The sequence below is a fragment of the Brevundimonas sp. SL130 genome, from assembly GCF_026625805.1.
Taxonomy (GTDB): domain Bacteria; phylum Pseudomonadota; class Alphaproteobacteria; order Caulobacterales; family Caulobacteraceae; genus Brevundimonas.
Genome location: NZ_CP113064.1, coordinates 3,277,976 through 3,295,484, shown reverse-complemented (window position 1 = coordinate 3,295,484; position 17,509 = coordinate 3,277,976). Strand labels below are relative to the sequence as shown.

At 68.8% G+C, this 17,509-nt stretch carries 16 protein-coding genes; 5 read left to right on the top strand and 11 right to left on the bottom strand.

Annotated features, from left to right (window positions below):
- Positions 1–8: 8 nt before the first annotated feature.
- The 11 genes from edd to OU998_RS15945 all read right to left on the bottom strand — a co-directional run bounded on the left by edd (position 9) and on the right by OU998_RS15945 (position 11,442).
- Positions 9–1,898 carry a phosphogluconate dehydratase gene (gene edd / locus OU998_RS15995; RefSeq protein ID WP_267514647.1) on the bottom strand — a complete coding sequence of 630 codons (1,890 nt, stop codon included), beginning with the start codon at positions 1,896–1,898 and terminating at the stop codon, positions 9–11.
- A gap of 1 nt (position 1,899) precedes the next feature.
- Complete coding sequence (pgl, locus tag OU998_RS15990; RefSeq protein WP_267514646.1) at positions 1,900–2,610, bottom strand: 6-phosphogluconolactonase; 711 nt, start codon at positions 2,608–2,610, stop codon at positions 1,900–1,902.
- Between the two features lie 192 nt (positions 2,611–2,802).
- Positions 2,803–4,260, bottom strand: a complete 1,458-nt coding sequence (zwf, locus tag OU998_RS15985) for a glucose-6-phosphate dehydrogenase (protein WP_267514645.1) — start codon at positions 4,258–4,260, stop codon at positions 2,803–2,805.
- Positions 4,261–4,302: 42 nt separating this feature from the next.
- The gene (hisIE, locus tag OU998_RS15980) at positions 4,303–4,932 is read right to left on the bottom strand and encodes a bifunctional phosphoribosyl-AMP cyclohydrolase/phosphoribosyl-ATP diphosphatase HisIE (protein WP_267514644.1); all 630 of its coding nucleotides are present in this window, start codon (positions 4,930–4,932) and stop codon (positions 4,303–4,305) included.
- 184 nt (positions 4,933–5,116) lie between these two features.
- Positions 5,117–5,884, bottom strand: a complete 768-nt coding sequence (gene hisF, locus OU998_RS15975; RefSeq protein ID WP_267514643.1) for an imidazole glycerol phosphate synthase subunit HisF — start codon at positions 5,882–5,884, stop codon at positions 5,117–5,119.
- A gap of 31 nt (positions 5,885–5,915) precedes the next feature.
- On the bottom strand, positions 5,916–6,647 hold the full coding sequence (gene hisA / locus OU998_RS15970; RefSeq protein WP_267514642.1) for a 1-(5-phosphoribosyl)-5-[(5-phosphoribosylamino)methylideneamino]imidazole-4-carboxamide isomerase: 732 nt from the start codon (positions 6,645–6,647) through the stop codon (positions 5,916–5,918).
- On the bottom strand, positions 6,641–7,255 hold the full coding sequence (hisH, locus tag OU998_RS15965; protein WP_267514641.1) for an imidazole glycerol phosphate synthase subunit HisH: 615 nt from the start codon (positions 7,253–7,255) through the stop codon (positions 6,641–6,643). The genes hisA and hisH overlap by 7 nt, the downstream gene beginning before the upstream one ends.
- Positions 7,256–7,391: 136 nt before the next feature.
- Entirely contained in the window at positions 7,392–8,816 is a 1,425-nt protein-coding gene (gene hisB, locus OU998_RS15960) for an imidazoleglycerol-phosphate dehydratase HisB (protein ID WP_267514640.1), read from the bottom strand.
- 136 nt (positions 8,817–8,952) lie between these two features.
- On the bottom strand, positions 8,953–10,260 hold the full coding sequence (gene hisD, locus OU998_RS15955) for a histidinol dehydrogenase (protein WP_267514639.1): 1,308 nt from the start codon (positions 10,258–10,260) through the stop codon (positions 8,953–8,955).
- Positions 10,260–11,141, bottom strand: a complete 882-nt coding sequence (hisG, locus tag OU998_RS15950; protein WP_267514638.1) for an ATP phosphoribosyltransferase — start codon at positions 11,139–11,141, stop codon at positions 10,260–10,262. The genes hisD and hisG overlap by 1 nt, the downstream gene beginning before the upstream one ends.
- A 10-nt stretch (positions 11,142–11,151) precedes the next feature.
- Entirely contained in the window at positions 11,152–11,442 is a 291-nt protein-coding gene (locus tag OU998_RS15945) for a YerC/YecD family TrpR-related protein (protein ID WP_267514637.1), read from the bottom strand.
- 173 nt (positions 11,443–11,615) lie between these two features.
- On the opposite strand from OU998_RS15945, the gene OU998_RS15940 reads away from it, so the two are divergent.
- The 5 genes from OU998_RS15940 to OU998_RS15920 all read left to right on the top strand — a co-directional run bounded on the left by OU998_RS15940 (position 11,616) and on the right by OU998_RS15920 (position 17,474).
- Entirely contained in the window at positions 11,616–12,821 is a 1,206-nt protein-coding gene (locus OU998_RS15940; protein ID WP_267514636.1) for an NAD(P)/FAD-dependent oxidoreductase, read from the top strand.
- Between the two features lie 375 nt (positions 12,822–13,196).
- A complete protein-coding gene (locus OU998_RS15935) occupies positions 13,197–14,153 on the top strand; it encodes an IS110 family transposase (protein ID WP_267514635.1) in 957 nt (318 codons plus the stop codon).
- 119 nt (positions 14,154–14,272) lie between these two features.
- Positions 14,273–15,694: a circularly permuted type 2 ATP-grasp protein gene (locus tag OU998_RS15930; RefSeq protein ID WP_267514634.1), complete on the top strand. Its 1,422-nt coding sequence runs from the start codon at positions 14,273–14,275 to the stop codon at positions 15,692–15,694.
- Positions 15,694–16,632 (top strand): alpha-E domain-containing protein, encoded by a 939-nt coding sequence (locus OU998_RS15925; RefSeq protein ID WP_267514633.1) that lies wholly within the window; start codon positions 15,694–15,696, stop codon positions 16,630–16,632. The genes OU998_RS15930 and OU998_RS15925 overlap by 1 nt, the downstream gene beginning before the upstream one ends.
- A 2-nt stretch (positions 16,633–16,634) precedes the next feature.
- On the top strand, positions 16,635–17,474 hold the full coding sequence (locus OU998_RS15920) for a transglutaminase family protein (protein ID WP_267514632.1): 840 nt from the start codon (positions 16,635–16,637) through the stop codon (positions 17,472–17,474).
- The last annotated feature ends 35 nt before the right edge of the window (positions 17,475–17,509 follow it).

Genomic DNA, 17,509 nt, shown 5'->3' with positions numbered 1-17,509 from the left:
GCGTCGGATCAGGCGTCCACGGTCCGGTCGACGAAGTTGGGATCGGGTGGCGTGTCCGTATGCGATTGGGCGCCGCTGGGGAAGGCGAAGCAGACGGTGGCGCCTTCTTCAGCCGTGGTGACGACGTGGCGGAAGGCGCCGAACAGCTCGCGGCCATAGCCCCAGGCTGAGCCGGCGGCGTTGGCGTCGCCGCGAGCGGCGGCGGGGCGGGCGGTCAGGCCGTCGACGCCCACCGTGGTCAGAACCCCGGCCTCGGCGTCCAGACGGATGATGTCGCCGTCCTTCACATGGGCCAGGGGGCCGCCGGCGAGGGCCTCAGGGCTGACGTGAATGGCGGCGGGGGTCTTGCCGCTGGCGCCCGACATGCGGCCGTCGGTGACGAAGGCGACCTTGAACCCCTTGTCCTGGATGATCGACAGGGCGGGCGACAGGCTGTGCAGTTCGGGCATGCCGTTGGCCTTGGGGCCCTGGAAGCGCAGGACCACGACCACGTCGCGGTAGAGCTTGCCGTCCTTGAAGGCCTGAAGCGCGTCTTCCTGGGTTTCGAAGACGGCGGCGGGGGCCTCGACGATGCGGTTCTCGGGCTTGACCGCCGAGACCTTGATGACCGCGCGGCCCAGGTCGCCCTTGACCAGGCGCAGACCGCCCTCCTTGTCGAAGGGGTTGGAGGCGGGGCGCAGGATGTCGAGATCGAGGCTTTCCTTGACCCCGTCGCGCCAGACCAGCTGGCCATCGACCATCGACGGTTCCTGGAAATAGGCGTGGATGCCCTTGCCCATAATGGTGGTGACGTCGGAGTGGATGTGGCCGGCCTGGGCCAGTTCACGCGCCACGAAGGCGACGCCGCCGGCGGCCTGGAAGGCGTTCACATCGGCCGAGCCGTTGGGATAGACGCGGGCCAGCAGGGGGGTGACGGACGACAGCTCGTCCATGTCGGTCCAGTCGATCAGCACGCCCGCCGCCCGCGCCATGGCGACCAGGTGGATGGCGTGGTTGGTCGAGCCGCCGGTGGCCAGAAGGGCGACGATGGCGTTGACGATGGACTTCTCGTCGATGACGTCGGCCATGCGGCATTCGCCGCTGCGGGCCAGTTCGACGGCGCGCTTGGCGGCGGCGGCGGTCAGGGCGTCGCGCAGGCCGGTGTCCGGGTGGACGAAGGCGGTCGAGGGCATGTGCAGGCCCGCCAGCTCCATCATCATCTGATTGGAGTTGGCCGTGCCGTAGAAGGTGCAGGTGCCGGGCGAGTGATAGGAGCCGATCTCGCTTTCCAGCAGTGTCTGGCGATCGACCTTGTTCTGGGCGTACTCGGCGCGGACGCGGGCCTTTTCCGCGTTCGGAATGCCCGAGGGCATGGGGCCGGCGGGGGCGAAGACGACGGGCAGATGGCCGAAGGCCAGGGCGCCCATGAACAGGCCGGGCACGATCTTGTCGCAGACGCCCAGCATCAGGGCGGCGTCGAAGGCGTCATGGGTCAGGGCCACGCCGGTGGACATGGCGATGACGTCGCGGCTGAACAGCGACAGCTCCATGCCGGGACGACCCTGGGTGACGCCGTCGCACATGGCGGGGGTGCCGCCGGCGACCTGGGCCGTGGCGCCGACTTCCCGCACGGCCTTGCGGACCACATCGGGGAAACGCTCGAACGGCTGGTGGGCCGACAGCATGTCATTATAGGCGGTGACGATGCCCAGGTTGGGCTTGGACCCGTCCATCGACGTGAGTTTGTCGGCGATGGTCTGGCCGGCGAAGGCGTGGGCCCAGTTGGCGCAGCTCAGCTTGGCGCGGCCGGTCCCGCTGTCGCGGGCGGCGTCCATGCGACGCAGATAGTCGGCGCGCGCAGCGCGGCTCTTCTCGACGATCCGGGCGGTGACCGCGGCCACCGTGGGGTGCAGGGTCATGTCAGCTGGCTTCCGTGTACAGAACTTCAAGCGGGACGCCGGCGGCGATCAGGGCGGCGATGGGCTGGATCTTGGGGTCGCCCTTGGCCTGTTCTTCGAACACGCGGCGTTTGGCGGCGCCCTTCAGGCCCAGGATGACCCGGCCGGCGGACATCAGATAGGCCAGGTTGATCGACAGGCGCTCGATCGTCGGCGCGGCGCCGTCGCGGCCGTGGGGCACGCCCAGGACGGTCGGCTTCAGCGTCGGGGTCAGCAGGGTCTTCAGGGTGGGGCTGTCGGGGAACATGGAGCAGATATGGCCATCCTCTCCCATGCCGAGAAGCACTGCGTCGAAACGTCCGCCCTCAGCCGCCAGGGCGTGGGCGGCGACAATGGCGGCGCGATCGACCGTGACCTCGGGCGTATAGAGGGGGATGAACCGACCGGCGGCGGCCTTGTCCTGCAACAGGGTGTCGCGGATCAGCCGGGCGTTGGATTCTGGCGAGGTCTCGGGGACATAGCGCTCGTCCACCAGGGTGACGGCGATGTTCGCCCAGTCCAGATCGGTCGCGGCGAGGCGGCGATAGACCGGGGCGGGGGTCGAGCCGCCGGGGCCGGCGAAGACAGCCCGGCCATTGTCGCGGACGGCGGCGCCCAGGGTCTCGGACAGGCGGCCGGCGGTGGCTTCGGCCCAGGCGTCGACGGTGGGGAAGGTTTCGATGGGGAGGGTCATTGGCTGTTCCTTCCTTTCGTCATCCTCCGGCAAGCCGCGCCTTCGCGGCGCAGACCGGGGGACCCAGCGGCGCCGTAGCGCAGCGCAGGCGAAATGGCGGATACGAATTCGTCCGTGACAGGTTCGCGCTCTCGCGCGCCGCTGGGTCCCCCGGTCCGGCTGCGCCGGCCGGAGGATGACGAAAGAATGAGATTACACATCGGTGGTGTTCCAGTCGCGGCCGGTGCGCATCATCAGCATGTCGGCGCTGTCGGGGCCCCAGGTGCCGGCGACATATTCGTCGGGCTTCAGGCCGGACTCGGCCCAGGCCTCGGCGACCTCGTCCACCCATTTCCAGGCCTGTTCGGCTTCGTCGCGACGGACGAACAGGGTGGAGTCGCCGTGCATGGCGTCCAGCAGCAGACGTTCGTAGGCGATGCGACGACGCGGCGGGGCGGCGGACTTGCCGTCGACGCCCCAGGACAGGCTCATGGTGATGGGCTGGAGTTGCATCCGCTTGTCCAGGCCAGGGCGCTTGTTCATCACCGTCAGGGAGATGTCTTCCTCGGGCTGAAGCTCAATGATCATGCGGTTGGCCGGCGCCTCGCCCTCTTCGTTGTCGAAGATGGAGTGGGGGACGGGCTTGAACTGGATGACGATCTCGGTGCGCTTCTCGGGCAGGCGTTTGCCGGTCCGCATGAAGAAGGGCACGCCGGCCCAGCGCCAGTTGTCGATGTCGGCGCGGATGGCGACGAAGGTCTCGGTGTCGGAATCGGCGCCGCGCTCCTCGTCATAGCCCTTGGCCGGCTTGCCCTCGGACACGCCCGCCACATACTGGCCGCGCACGGTGACGCGCTCGGCGTCCTCATGGGTGATGGGGCGCAGGGACCGCAGCACCTTGACCTTTTCGTTGCGCAGCGACTCGGGGTCCAGGTCTGACGGCGGCTCCATGGCCACCAGGCACAGCAGCTGGAGCATGTGGTTCTGGAGCATGTCGCGCAATGCTCCGTATTCGTCATAATAGGGCCAGCGGTCGCCGACGCCGACCGTTTCACCAATGGTGATCTGGACGTGGTCGATCGTCAGATTGTTCCACAGCGGCTCGAAGATGGTGTTGCCGAAGCGCAGCGCCGTCAGGTTCTGGACCGTCTCCTTGCCCAGATAGTGGTCGATGCGGAACACCTGGTCCTCGCGGAAGGCGTGGGCCACGGCGTCGTCGATCTCGAGGAAGGACTTGAGGTCGCGCCCGACCGGCTTCTCCAGCACGATGCGGCAGTTGCGCTCGGCCAGGCCGGCCGTCTTCATGGCGGTGACGATGCGGCCGTACAGCGAGGGCGAGACGGCCAGGAAGGAGGTGACCTCGCCGTCGCCGACGCGATCCTTGAGGCCCTTCAGGCTGGCGGGGTCGGTGGCGTCCACAGCCAGATAGTCGAGGCGAGCCTTCATCTTGGCCCAGCTATGGTCGTCCCAGGCCTTGTCCGCCTCGGCCTTGGCCTTCACCGCGTCATGGACCTTGGCCACATATTCGTCGGCGGTTTCATCGGAACGGGCGGCGCCGATGATCTTGAGATCGTCCGGCAGGAGCCCGTCGTGCTCGAGGAAATAGAGCGAGGGCAACAGCATGCGCATCGCCAGATCGCCGCCGCCGCCGAACAGAATGAGAGCCGCCATACTTGTCCCCTGATCGATCCCATTATCCGGGATCAGTCGCCTTTAAGGTCTGGGCGTCGCTTTGCCCGCTTCCGCTCTGGAGGCCAACACGTCCAGCACGTCCTGAAACACCATGTTACGGGCGTGGAGAAGCACCAAGAGGTGATAGATCAAATCCGCCGCCTCGCTGGCAAGTTCTTCATCAGGGCCGGCGACGCCCGCCAGCGCGGTCTCTACGCCCTCTTCGCCGACCTTCTGGGCGATGCGTTTGACGCCCTGGCCGATCAGTTTGGCCGTCCAGCTTTCGGACGGATCGGCGGCGGCGCGTTCGGCGATGGTCTGTTCCAGCCGGGCGATGCGGCCCAGGCCCGGCGCGTCGGCCTCGCCGAAACAGCTGGGGCGGTGCAGGTGGCAGGCGTCGCCGACGGGGTTTACGGACAGGACCAGGGCGTCGCTGTCGCAGTCGGCCGTGATGCCGACGACGTGCAGCCGGTCGCCCGAGGTCTCGCCCTTGCGCCAGCGTCCGCCGCGCGAGCGCGAGAAGAAGGTGGCTTCCTTGGACTGGAGGGTTTCGTCCAGGGCGGCGCGGTCCATATAGGCCAGGGTCAGGACCTGGAGCGTGGCGGCGTCCTGAACCACGACGGGGACCAGGCCGTTCCCTTTTTCGAAATCGATGGTGGTGGGGTCGATCATGGGATCCTCTCCTCAAAAATCCTCCCCCTCAGGGGGAGGGGGACCGCCCGAAGGGTGGTGGAGGGGGTAAGGGCGTGCGGGGTGGTGGACATCGGGCGGCGGCGCGCGGGCGGGCCCCCTCCACCCCCGCGCAAGAGGCGCGGCGGTCCCCCTCCCCCAAGGGGGGAGGAATGCGGGGATCGGGTCACAATCTCATCTCCAGCCCTTCGCCCGCCAGATAGGCCTTCAGGTCCGGGATGGCTATCGCGCCAGTGTGGAAGACGCTGGCGGCGAGGGCGCCGGAGACGTCGGACTGTTCGAACACGGCCTTGAAATGCTCGGGGGCGCCGGCGCCGCCCGAGGCGATCAGGGGGATGGTCAGGCGTGCGCGGGCGGCGGACAGCTGTTCGATGTCGTAGCCTTTGCGGACCCCGTCCTGGTCGATGCAGTTCAGCACGATCTCGCCGGCGCCTAGGCTCTGCGCCTCATCCAGCCAGTCCAGGGTGCGCTTGCCGGCGCGGCGGCGCGCGTCGGGATCGCCGGTGTATTTGTGGACCACCCAGTCGCCGTCCTCCAGACGACTGTCGACGCCGACGACGACGCACTGGCTGCCCAGCCGCGCGGCCATTTCGGCGATCAGTTCTGGGCGTTCCAGGGCGGGAGAGTTGATCGAGACCTTGTCCGCGCCGTGATCCAGGCATCGGGCCGCCTGATCGACGCTGCGGATGCCGCCGGCGACGCAGAAGGGGATGTCCAGCAGCCGGGCGATATCCTTGATCCAGCCATAGTCCAGGGTCCGGCCCTCGGGGCTGGCGGTAATGTCGTAGAAGACCAGTTCGTCGGCGCCCGCGTCGCGGTAACGGGCGGCCAGTTCGGCGGCGTCGCCCATGTCGGTATGGCCGACGAACTTCACGCCCTTGACCACCCGGCCGTCCTTGACGTCCAGGCAGGGGATTATCCGCCGGGCGGTCATCGGACCGCCCTCTTGGCTGAAGACTGGGCTGTCATGCCGCCGTCGCTATGGCTTGCGGCAAGGAGAAACGGTTCTCGTACAGGGCGCGGCCGACGATGGCGCCGTCGCAGCCCAGGGCCGTGATTGCGGCGATGTCGTCCAGAGACGACACCCCGCCCGAGGCCTGGAGCGCCAGATCGGGGCGGCGGCGGCGGATCTCGGCCAGCAGCTCCAGATTGGGCCCGGTCATGGCGCCGTCGCGGCCGACGTCGGTGACCAGCAGGTGTTTGGCCGTCCCCTTGGGATAACGATCCAGCGCCTCCCACAGGGTGACGCCGGACGACTGGGTCCAGCCCTTCAGGGCGGGGACGGGCACGCCGTCCTCGATCTTCACGTCCAGGGCCAGGGTGATGTGTTCGACGCCGAAGCCCTTGAGCCAGGCGGCGACGTCATTGGGCTGGGTCACCGCCAGCGAGCCGACGACGACGCGCGACACGCCCGCGTCCAGCAGCTTGGCCACGTCATTGGCGCCGCGGACGCCGCCGCCGGACTGGATCTTGACCTCGATGGCCTGGGTCAGGTCGCCGATCAGGGCGTGCTGCATGGCCTGGCCGGCCTCGGCGCCGTCCAGATCGACGATGTGAATCCACTCGGCGCCCTCGGCCGCGAAGGCGCTGAGGCGGGCGGCGGGCTGTTCGTCGTATTGCGTCACCTGGTCGAACTTGCCGTGCATCAGGCGCACGCAGACGCCGTCCTTCAGGTCGATGGCGGGGTAGATCAGCATGATGGATTCTCGGGCAGGCTCAGGAAGTTCCTGAGAATGGTCGCCCCGGCCTCGGCCGAGCGCTCGGGGTGGAACTGGCAGCCCCAGCGGTTGGCGGCGCGGACCATGGCGGGGACGGGGCCGCCATAGTCGGCGCGGGCCAGGGTGGCGGGGCCGTCGGGACAGACATAGCCGTGGACGAAATAGGCGTAGGCGCCGTCGGCGACCCCCTCCAGCAGCGGGTCGTCGCGGTCGCGCGTCAGCCGGCTCCAGCCCATATGCGGCACGGGCAGGGCGCCCGCCGGCTCCAGCCGGGAGACGGCGCCGGGGATGAAGCCCAGCAGATCGACGCCCTCGCCCTCCTGGCTGGTTTCGAACAGCAGTTGTTGGCCCAGGCAGACGCCCAGCAGGGGGCGGGGGAAGGCGCGGATCGATTCGACCAGGCCCAGCTCCGACAGGCGGCTCATGGCGTAGCCGGCCGCGCCGACGCCGGGCAGGATGACCCGTTCGGCCTCGGCGATCACGGCGGGATCGTCGGTCAGGCGGACGACGGCGCCCAGACGCTCGAGCGCGAACTGGACCGAGGCGACGTTGCCGGCGCCATAGGCGATGATGGCGACTTCGGTCATTTGGGGAGGGCTTGGGTGAGGCGTGCTAGTGAGCGAAGAGGTGAGCGGGACTGTGCAGGCGTTGACGCCCAGAAGCTCACTTCTCGCTCACTAGCACTCTTCACTGAACCGCCTCCGACGGTGAAAACCGCGCCCATCACAGCACCCCCTTGGTGGACGGCACCGCATCGCCCTCGATCCGGATGGCCTGGCGCAGGGCGCGGCCGAAGGCCTTGTAGACAGCCTCGGTCTTGTGGTGGTCGTCCTGGCCCGTGACCGAGATATGGACCGCGGCGCCCATGGCCTCGGCCAGGGAGCGGAAGACGTGGGCCGTCAGGTCGGTGCGGTAGTCGCCGATGAAGGGGGTGTCGAACGTGCCCTCGAACAGCGGATAGGGGCGGCCGGACAGGTCGATGGAGACGGTCGCATTCGCCTCGTCCATCGGCAGGACGAAGCCGTAGCGGGCGATGCCCTTGCGCTCACCCAGCGCCTGTTTCAGCGCCTGGCCCAGGGCGATGGCGCTGTCCTCGATGGTGTGGTGGGGGTCGGTGTGCAGGTCGCCTTCGCATTGCAGCCGCAGGGAGAAGCCGCCGTGGGCCGCGATCTGCTCCAGCATATGGTCGAAGAAGCCGACGCCGGTCTCGATCTTGATGGGGCCGGGGGCGTCCAGGTCGACGGCGCAGACGATGCGGGTCTCTTTCGTATCGCGGACGGCCTGGCCGACGCGGGCGGGGCGGCGCTTGGCGGGCGTCAGGCCGAAGGCGGCCAGCAGCCGATCGTTGACCTCGGGCTTGATCGAGACGGGCAGGCGCAGGCGGTCGCCCGACAGGTCGGCCGCGACGCCATAGGTGGCCAACGCGGCCAGGGCGGCGGCGGGGTCTTCCGGCCGGGCCATGAGGATGGGGCCCACGCCGGGTTCGACCGGCATCTGGCGGCCCAGTTCGCGGGCGATCCGCTCGCGCTCGCGCCGGACCGAGGCGATCCGCTCGGCGGTCTCGATCATCCGCGACGGGTCCAGCGCCTGTTGCGCCAGCCGGACCAGGGGTTCGGGCAGGGCGTAGGGTTCGAGCACCGAGGCGAGGCGGGCCAGGGTCGGGGCCTGGGCGATGGCGGCGCCGACGCGGGCGCCGGCTAAACCATAGGCCAGGGACAGGCTGCGCAGCACAACCAGGTTCGGCTGATCGGCGACGACGGTGGCGGCCGAGACGCTGTCGGAGAACTCGATCAGGCCTTCGTCCACCACCAGCAGGGCGGGGGCGACGCGGGCGGCCATTTCGGCGACGGCCTCGGGCGAGCCGAGGGCGCGGATGACGACGACAGCGGGGGCTCCCTTGGCCGGATAGATGGCGGCGAGACTGTCATAGGGCTCGGCCTTGGGCGCCTCGACCGAGCCGCCGTCGCGGGCGGCGAGGCGATAGGCCAGCTCCAGCCCGTGGGTCAGGCCGCGCACCGGCAGGACCTGGTCGGCGGGCACGGCGTAGATCGCGGCCATGCGGGCGGCGAGGGCGGCAGGCTCGCCGGGATAGCGGTCCAGGCCGTCGCCGCCGGAGACCAGCGGGGGATAGGGGGCGGGCAGGGTCATTGGGCGGCTCCGTAGGGGAGGGCCGGGGTGAAAAGTGCTAGTGAGCAAGAGGTGAGCTTCAGAACGGTGAAGGCGGCGCGATCTCGCTCACTTCTTTGCTCACTCGCACTCCTCACTGAACCCGCTCTGACGACGTTCATCCTTCGGCCCTCAGGTCGGCGGCGCGGGCGTGGGCTTCCAGGCCCTCCATCCGGGCCAGGCGGGCGGCGATGGGGGCAAGCGCGCGGGCGCCGGCCTCGGAGACCAGCTGGACCGACATGGTGGTCATGAAGCTGGCGGTGGTGACGCCGCCCAGGGTGCGGGCGCCGCCGTCGGTCGGCAGGACGTGGCTGGGGCCGGCGGCGTAGTCGCCCAGGGTCTCGGCCGCGAACCGACCGACGAAGACGGCGCCGGCGGCCTTGATGGAATCCACCAGGGGTTCGGGATCGTCGATCTGGATCGCCAGGTGTTCGGGGCCATAAAGGTTGGCGACTTCGCAGGCGGCGTCGAGGTCGCGGACCAGGATGGCGCGGGCCTCGTTCAGCGAGGCGCGGGCGATGGCTTCGCGCGGCAGGGTGGCGACCTGGGTCTCAACCTCCGACAGGATGTAGTCGATGGTGGCGCGGCTGGTGGAGACCAGGATGACCTGGGCGTCGGCGTCATGCTCGGCCTGGCTGAGCAGGTCGGCGGCGGCGATCTCGGGCGCGGCGTCGCGGTCGACGATGACCATCAGCTCCGACGGGCCGGCGGGCATGTCGACGGCGGGGCCGCCCGGAAGAGCAGACGCCTGTTTCTTGGCTTCGGCGACATAGGCGTTGCCGGGACCGAACAGCTTGTCGCAGGCGGGGATGATTCCGTCCTCCAGTTCGACGCCGAAGGTCAGGGCGGCGATGGCCTGGGCCCCGCCCATCAACCAGAGGGCGTCCAGCTCAGCCTCGGCGGCGGCCAGGATCATGGCGGGGTGGACGCCGCCGTCTTTTGAAGGCGGGGTGACGGCGACGCGCTGGCCCACGCCCGCGACCCCGGCCGGAATGGCCAGCATCAGCAGGGAGGAGAAAAGAGGGGCGGTGCCGCCGGGGATGTAGAGACCGGCGGAGGCGATGGGACGCCAGGCCAGTTTCGAGCGCACGCCGGGGGTGGTCTCGATGAAGGGCGTGTCTTCGGGCTTGGTCGCCTGGTGGAAGACGCGGACATTCTCGGCCGCCATGCGCAGGGCGCGCACGTCGCCGGGCGGCAGGGCGTTGCGGGCCTCGGCCACGGCTTGCGGCGTGATGGCGATGCGGCGGGGCGGGGCCTTGTCCAGCTTCAGGCACCAGTCGGCGACCGCCGCGCCGCCGCGGATACGCACGTCGTCCAGGATGGTGCGGACCACCTCGGTCACGTCGCCGGCGGTGCGCTGGGCCGGGCGGGCCAGGGCCGCTTTTTTTCCGGCGGCGTCGAGGGAGGACCAGTCGATGAGTTTCATCACATCATCTTCTCGATGGGCAGGACCAGGATGGCCGAGGCGCCGGCGGCCTTCAGCTTCTCCAGCGTCTCCCAGAAGACGGCCTCCTGACAGACGGCGTGGACGGCGACGGCGTCGTCGCGGCCCATCAGCGGCATGACGGTGGGCGAACCGGCGCCCGGCAGGATGGCGGTTATCTGGTCAAGCGCCGAACGCGGGGCGTTCAGCATGACGTATTTGGCGCCTTGCGAAGACACGACGCCCGACATCCGCTCGATGATGCTGTCCAACAGGTGTTGCAGGGCGGGCTCGGGGGCGACGGGGGACTGGATCAGGACGGCCTGGCTTTCCAGCACCGTGTCCTTGGCGCCCAGGCCGTTGGCCTCCAGCGTCGCGCCGGTCGAGACCAGGTCGCAGATGGCGGCGGCCAGCTTCAGCCGGGGCGCGACCTCGACGGCGCCGCGCATGACGACGATGTCGGCCTTGACGCCACGCTCGTCCAGGAAGCGGCGCAGGATCTTCGGATACGACGTGGCGATACGCAGTCCGTCCAGCGAGGCCGGGCCGTCATAGGCCAGGGTCGGGGGCGTAGCGATCTTCAGGGTGCAGCGGCCAAAGCCCAGGGGCATGACGACGGAGGCGTTGGCGCCGCCGTTGCGGCCCTCCTCCAAAACATTCTCGCCGACGATGCCTAAGTCGCAGACGCCGTCGGCCACGAAGGTGGGGATGTCGTCGTCGCGGACGCGCAGCAGGTCGATCGGATAGTTCTCGACCCGATACAGCAGGTCGTTGTGGCCCTTGACCCATTTCAGACCCGCGTCGCGGATCAGGTCGAGGCTGCGGTCGGCCAGACGGCCGGATTTCTGCACGGCGATGCGAAGCCGGCCCTGTACGGTGCTCATGTTCGGATACTCAGTTCGGGGTCTTCAGGCGGTCCAGGGCGATGCGGTAGCCCTGGTGCGGCATGTCTTTGAGATAACGGGCGACGCGGACGACGGTGGTGGGGCTGGCGTGAGCCTCGGCCGCGATCTCGCGATAGGACTTGTCGCCGGCGTCGAGCAGGCGCGCCACCTGCCAGCGCTCGGCGAAGGCGCGCAGTTCCGCCGGAGTGCAGAGATCGGCCAGGAAGGCGTCGATCTCGGCGCGCGTCTGCATCGACAGCAGGGCGTCATAGAGGGCGTCGCGGGCGGGCGGGGTCGTCATGCGCGTTCCACTATGCTGTAACAGTGGAACGGTCAAGGGGTGTTTAGTGAGCAAGGGGTGAGCGGGGAGTGAGCGAGGAGTGAGCTGGATGTGCCTGGCTCACCTCTTGCTCACTAGCACTCTTCACTGATCCGCCACTCGCCACTCGCCACTCGCCACTCTAAACCACGCCCATGACCAAGATTCTGATCATCGGCGCCGGACATGCCGGCGGCTCCGTCGCGGCGTTTCTGCGGCAGTACGGCCATGAGGGGCCGATCGTGCTGGTGGGCGAGGAGGATGCGCCGCCCTATCAGCGGCCCCCCCTGTCCAAGGCCTGGCTGAAGGGCGAGGCGGATCTGGAGGCGCTGCTGCTGCGGCCGCTGAGCTTCTATGCCGAACAGGGCATCGAGTTTCGGCCGTCGATGGTCGCCGTGTCGGTGGACCTGGAGGCGAAGACGGTCGCCTTCCAGAACGGATCGAGCGAGACCTATGATGTCCTGGTGCTGGCGACGGGATCGACGGCGCGGAAACTGCCGGTTCCGGGCGGAGATCATCCCGACCTGCTGGAGCTGCGGACGCTGAAGGACGCGGAACGGCTGAAGGCCGTACTGGGGCCGGGCAAGCGGCTGGCGGTGGTCGGCGGCGGCTATGTGGGGCTTGAGACGGCGGCCTCGGCCCGGGCCCTGGGCGCCGAGGCGGTGGTGATCGAACGGGCGCCGCGCGTGCTGGCCCGGGTGGCGTCGGAGACGCTTTCGACCTTCTTCACCGCCCAGCATCGGGCGCATGGGGTCGAGATTATGACCGGGGCCGAGGTGGTCGCCGTGGCCCCTGACGGCGTGACCCTGGCGGACGGATCGGTGGTGCAGGCGGATGCGGTTCTGGTCGGGGTCGGCGCCCTGGCGTGCGACAGCCTGGCGCGGTCGGCGGGCCTGCGCTGCGACGACGGGGTGGTGGTGGACGAGCAGGCGCGGACCAGCGACCCGGCCGTCTTCGCCGTCGGCGACATGACGCGGCGGCCGGTTCCGGTTCACGGCGGGGTGTCGCGCCGGCTGGAGAGCGTGCCCAATGCGCTGGAACAGGCCAAGCAGGCGGCGGCGGCCATCGTCGGACGACCGGGGCCGGCGGCCGAGGTGCCGTGGTTCTGGTCCGATCAGTACGACTTCAAGCTTCAGATCGCGGGTCTGACGTTCGATGCGGACCGTCAGGTGGTGCGGGGCGATCCGACGGCGGGGGGCTTTGCGGTGTTTCACCTGAACGGGGACCGAGTGGTCTGCGTCGAGGCGGTCAATGCGCCGCCGGAGTTCATGGCGGGCAAACAGCTGATCGGGAAGGGGACGCCGGTGGATGTGGCGAAGCTGGCGGACGTCTCGGTTTCGATGAAGGCGGTGGGGGCCTGATTTTCACCTCCCCATGCGCGAAGGCGCATGGGGAGGACAGACCGCGAAGCGGTCAGGAGGGGGTGACTCCGACGGCGAAGGCGACCCGCTAAAATATCAGAGACCGAGTCGCCCCCTCCTGGTCGCTGGCGCGACCTGTCCTTGTTTGTCGCTGATCTGTTAGATTTCCCCTGATCCGGGATGCTCGCCTGATGTTCACCGCATCAGGCGAGCCACCGATGGAGGGACCGCCCGTGTCCTTGGCCTTTGGGGCCGTCGGGGAGCTGGGTCGCCGTCGGCTGTTCACTGATCCGGATGGTTGCAGGGACGATTGGGTCCGAAGCCACAAGAGCCTGTCCTCTGGCCGAGCGAAGCTCGGACCGGGGGAAGGGATCGATGAACGAGGCCAAGTCTAACACACGGATCGCCGGGGTCGATGTGTCCAAGCCCCGGCTGGATGTCGCGCTTCACGGGGCGGAGCCGGCGGCGACGCTGCAGGTCGCCAACACGGCCCAGGGGCACGCCGAGCTTCTGGCCTGGCTGTCGGCGCGCGGCGTCGGCCGGGTCGGGCTGGAGGCGACGGGCGGTTACGAGCGCGGCGTGGTCGAGGCGCTTGCGGCGGCGGGGCTGGAGGTGGTGGTCCATCAGCCGCTGGAGGTGCGGCTGTTCGCCCGGATCAAGCGGCTGCGGGCCAAGAACGACCGGATCGACGCGCGGCTGATCGCCCTGGCCACGGCCCAGGTCGATACGGTCAAGGCCGCCGCCGATCCCCGCTTGAGGGAGCTGGCCGAGCGGCTGACCGCTTATGAACAGGCCGCCGACCTGGTGAGGTTGCTCAAGACCCAGATGGAGCATGTCCGCCTGCCCGACCTGCTGGAGGAGGCCCGCGCCCAACTGGCCCAGCTCAAGGCGCGCAAGGCCCGGCTGGCGGCGGATCTGCTGGCGCGCCTGCGCGCCTGGCCCGACCTGGCGCGGCGCTTCGACCTGGTGCGCTCCCTGCCGGGCGTCGGTCCCATCGTCGCTCTCGGCCTGGTCGTGCGCATGCCCGAACTGGGCGCCATGGGCCGGGGCCAGGCCGCCGCCCTGATCGGCGTGGCCCCGTTCGACCGAGACTCTGGCGCCCACAAGGGCCAGAGGTTCATCGCCGGGGGACGATGCAGGCCCCGACGCCTGCTCTACATCGCCGCCATGGCCGCCCGCCGATGCGACCCCGCGCTCAAGGCCTTCGCCCAGCGCCTGATCGACAACGGCAAACCCCCGAAGGTCGCCCTCGTCGCCGTCATGCGAAAGCTGATCGAAGCCGCAAACCTCGTCCTCAAGCGTGATCAGCCCTGGACGCCCGTGCTCAACTGACATGGTTGCTCCCCGTTCGCCTTCGCGAACGGGGAGGTGAGCGTCGCCGCAGTGCAACAAAACTGTTGCGCTTTTCGTTGGGGATAGACCAAGCTGCGATCTCAACGCGGCGGGGGCGAATGACGAGAGCTTTCGACGAAATGAACGGCGGCGGATCGGGGACGATCCGCGACAGCTACAAGACCCTGGCGGCCTGGCTGGAAAACGCCCCGCCGGATCTGTTGCAGGCGCGCTCGCGCCAGGCGGAGCTGTTCTTCCGCCGGATGGGCGTGACCTTCGCCGTCTATGGCGACGAGGAGTCCAACGAACGGCTGATCCCGTTCGACGTGGTGCCGCGTATCATCGGCGCCGACGAATGGAGCGGGCTGGAGAAGGGGTTGAAGCAGCGGGTCACCGCCATCAACGCCTTCCTAAAGGACATCTACGGGCCGCAGGACTGTATCCGCGCCGGGATCGTGCCCGCTGACCTGATCCTGACCAATCCCCACTATCGGCCCGAGATGCAGGGCCGCCGGCCGCCGGGCGACGTCTGGTGCCATATCGCCGGGGTCGATCTGGTCCGCACGGGCGAGGACGGCTTCTATGTGCTGGAGGACAATGTCCGCACGCCGTCGGGGGTCTCCTATATGCTGGAGAACCGCGAGATGATGATGCGGCTGTTCCCCGACCTGTTCGCCGAACATGCGGTGCGGCCGGTCGAGATCTATACCGACATGCTGCTGCGTTCGCTCCAGGCCTCGGCGCCGTCGGGGGCGGGCGAGGATCCGACCATCGTCGTGCTGACGCCGGGGCCGTTCAACTCGGCCTATTACGAACACAGCTTCCTGGCCGACAAGCTGGGGGTCGAGCTGGTCGAAGGCGGGGATCTCTTCGTCAATGACGACACCGTCTATATGCGCACGACCGAGGGGCCCAAGCGGGTCGATGTCATCTATCGCCGCATCGACGACGACTTCATCGATCCCCTGACCTTCATGCCGAACTCGGCGGTCGGGGTGCCGGGGCTGATGTCGGCCTATTTCGCGGGCCGTGTGACCCTGGCCAATGCGGTCGGGACAGGGGTGGCCGACGACAAGGCCGTCTATACCTATATGCCCGAGATCATCCGCTTCTTCACCGGCGAGGACGCCATCCTGAAGAATGTGCCGACCTGGCGCTGCCGCGAGCCGGACGCGCTGAAGGAGGTGCTGGGCAAGCTGGACGAGCTGGTCGTCAAGGAGGTCGGCGGATCGGGCGGTTACGGCATGCTGGTGGGGCCGACCTCGACCAAGGCCGAGATCGAGGCGTTCCGGGCCAAGCTGATCGCTGATCCCAACGACTTCATCGCCCAGCCGACGCTGAGCCTGTCGACGGCGCCGACCCTGAACGGGGGAGATCTGTCGCCGCGGCACGTCGATCTGCGGCCGTTCGTCCTATCCAGTCCGGCGGGGGTGCGGGTCGCGCCTGGCGGCCTGACGCGAGTGGCGTTGAAGGAGGGGTCGCTGGTGGTCAACTCCAGCCAGGGCGGCGGAACCAAGGACACCTGGGTGTTGGACAACTGATGCTCTCACGCACCGCAGACAGCCTGTACTGGACCGGCCGCTATATGGAGCGGGCCGATTTTCTCGCGCGCATCCTGGAGGCGGCGATCCGCCTGGCGGCCCTGCCGGCCAAGGATCAGGCCACGGTCACCGCCTGGGCGGGGGCCATTTCATCTTCGGGCGTCAAGTCGGCGTTCGACGCGACCGGCCGCACGGTGTCCGAGAAGTCCGTCCGTGAATACCTGGCGTTCGGGGCCGACAATACGACCTCGATCAAGGCCTGTATCACCCGGGCGCGGACCAACGCCCGTTCGGTGCGGACGGCCCTGACCATCGAGCTGTGGGAGGCGATCAACGGCGCCTGGAACGGGCTGAACGAACTGGGCGAGCCGACCAAGCGGGATGATTTCACCAACTTCCTCGACTTCGTGAAGTCGACCTCGCTGGCGGTCGAGGGGGCCTCGTCGCGGACCATGTTGCGCAATGACGCCTACTGGTTCCTGCGGCTGGGCATGGCGATCGAACGGGCCGACAACACCGCCCGCCTGCTGGACGTGAAATATCACTTGCTGCTGCCGCCCGGCGAGCGGGTGGGGGGGCAGCTGGACTATTTCCAGTGGACCACCCTGTTGCGCGAGGTTTCGGCCCTGACCGCCTATCGCTGGGTTTACCGGGAGAGCGTGCGGCCCTGGCTGGTGGCGGACCTGCTGGTGCTGAACCGGCAGATGCCGCGGTCGCTGGCCAGCTGTCAGGGGATGATCGTCAGCTATCTGGAAAAGCTGGCCGCTGATTACGGCCGACGCGGCCCGGCCCAGCGGCTGGCCTCCAACCGTTTGACCCAGTTCAACGAGGCCCGGATCGAGGATATCTTCCAGTCCGGTCTGCACGAATATATCCAGGGCTTCCTGAACGAGAACAACGCCCTGGCCGCCGCCGTCCACGAACAGTATCTGGTCTGACCATGCGGATACGGATCGATCACTCCACCCGCTACGCCTACGCCCGGCCGGCGCGGTTCATCGTGCAGATGCTGCGGCTGACGCCCAAGTCGTGCGAAAGCCAGCAGGTGCGCGAATGGCGTGTCGAGACCGACGTTGACGCCCGGCTGCGGCGCAGCGAGGACGCCTTCGGCAATATTGTTCACAGCCTCTATACCGAGCGGCCGACCGACGCCCTGACCATACGGGTGACGGGCGAGGTCTCGACCGTGGACACCGGCGGGGTGATCCGGGGCCAGAACGAGCGGCTGCAGCCGGGCGTCTATCTGCGCGACACCCGCCTGACCCAGGCGGACGCGGCCCTGGTCGAGTTTGCGCGCGGGATCGGCGAGGGCGCGCCGCTGGAGCGGATGCACCGCCTGATGGGGGCGATCCACGGCGGCGTGGCCTTCGAGGTCGGGGCGACGTCCGCCACCCATACGGCGGCCGAGGCCTTCGCCATCGGGCGCGGCGTCTGCCAGGACCACGCCCAGATCTTCATCGCCAGCGCTCGGACCCTGGGCGTGCCGGCTCGCTATGTCTCGGGCCACCTGAACCGGTCGGACGGCCAGCACGACCAGGACGCCGCCCATGCCTGGGCCGAGGCCTGGATCGAGGGGCTGGGCTGGGTCGGGTTCGACGCGGCCAACGGCATCTGTCCGACGGAAAACTATGTGCGGATCGCCACGGGGCTGGATGCGCTGGGCGCGACGCCCATCCGGGGCACCAGCTACGGCGGCGGGGTGGGCAGTCTGACGGTCGCGCTTCATGTGCGGCCGGTGCAACAGAGCCAGCAACAACATCAGAGCCGGGGATGGTCCTGATCGCCATGACGCGAGAATCTGTTAGCGTCGAACGA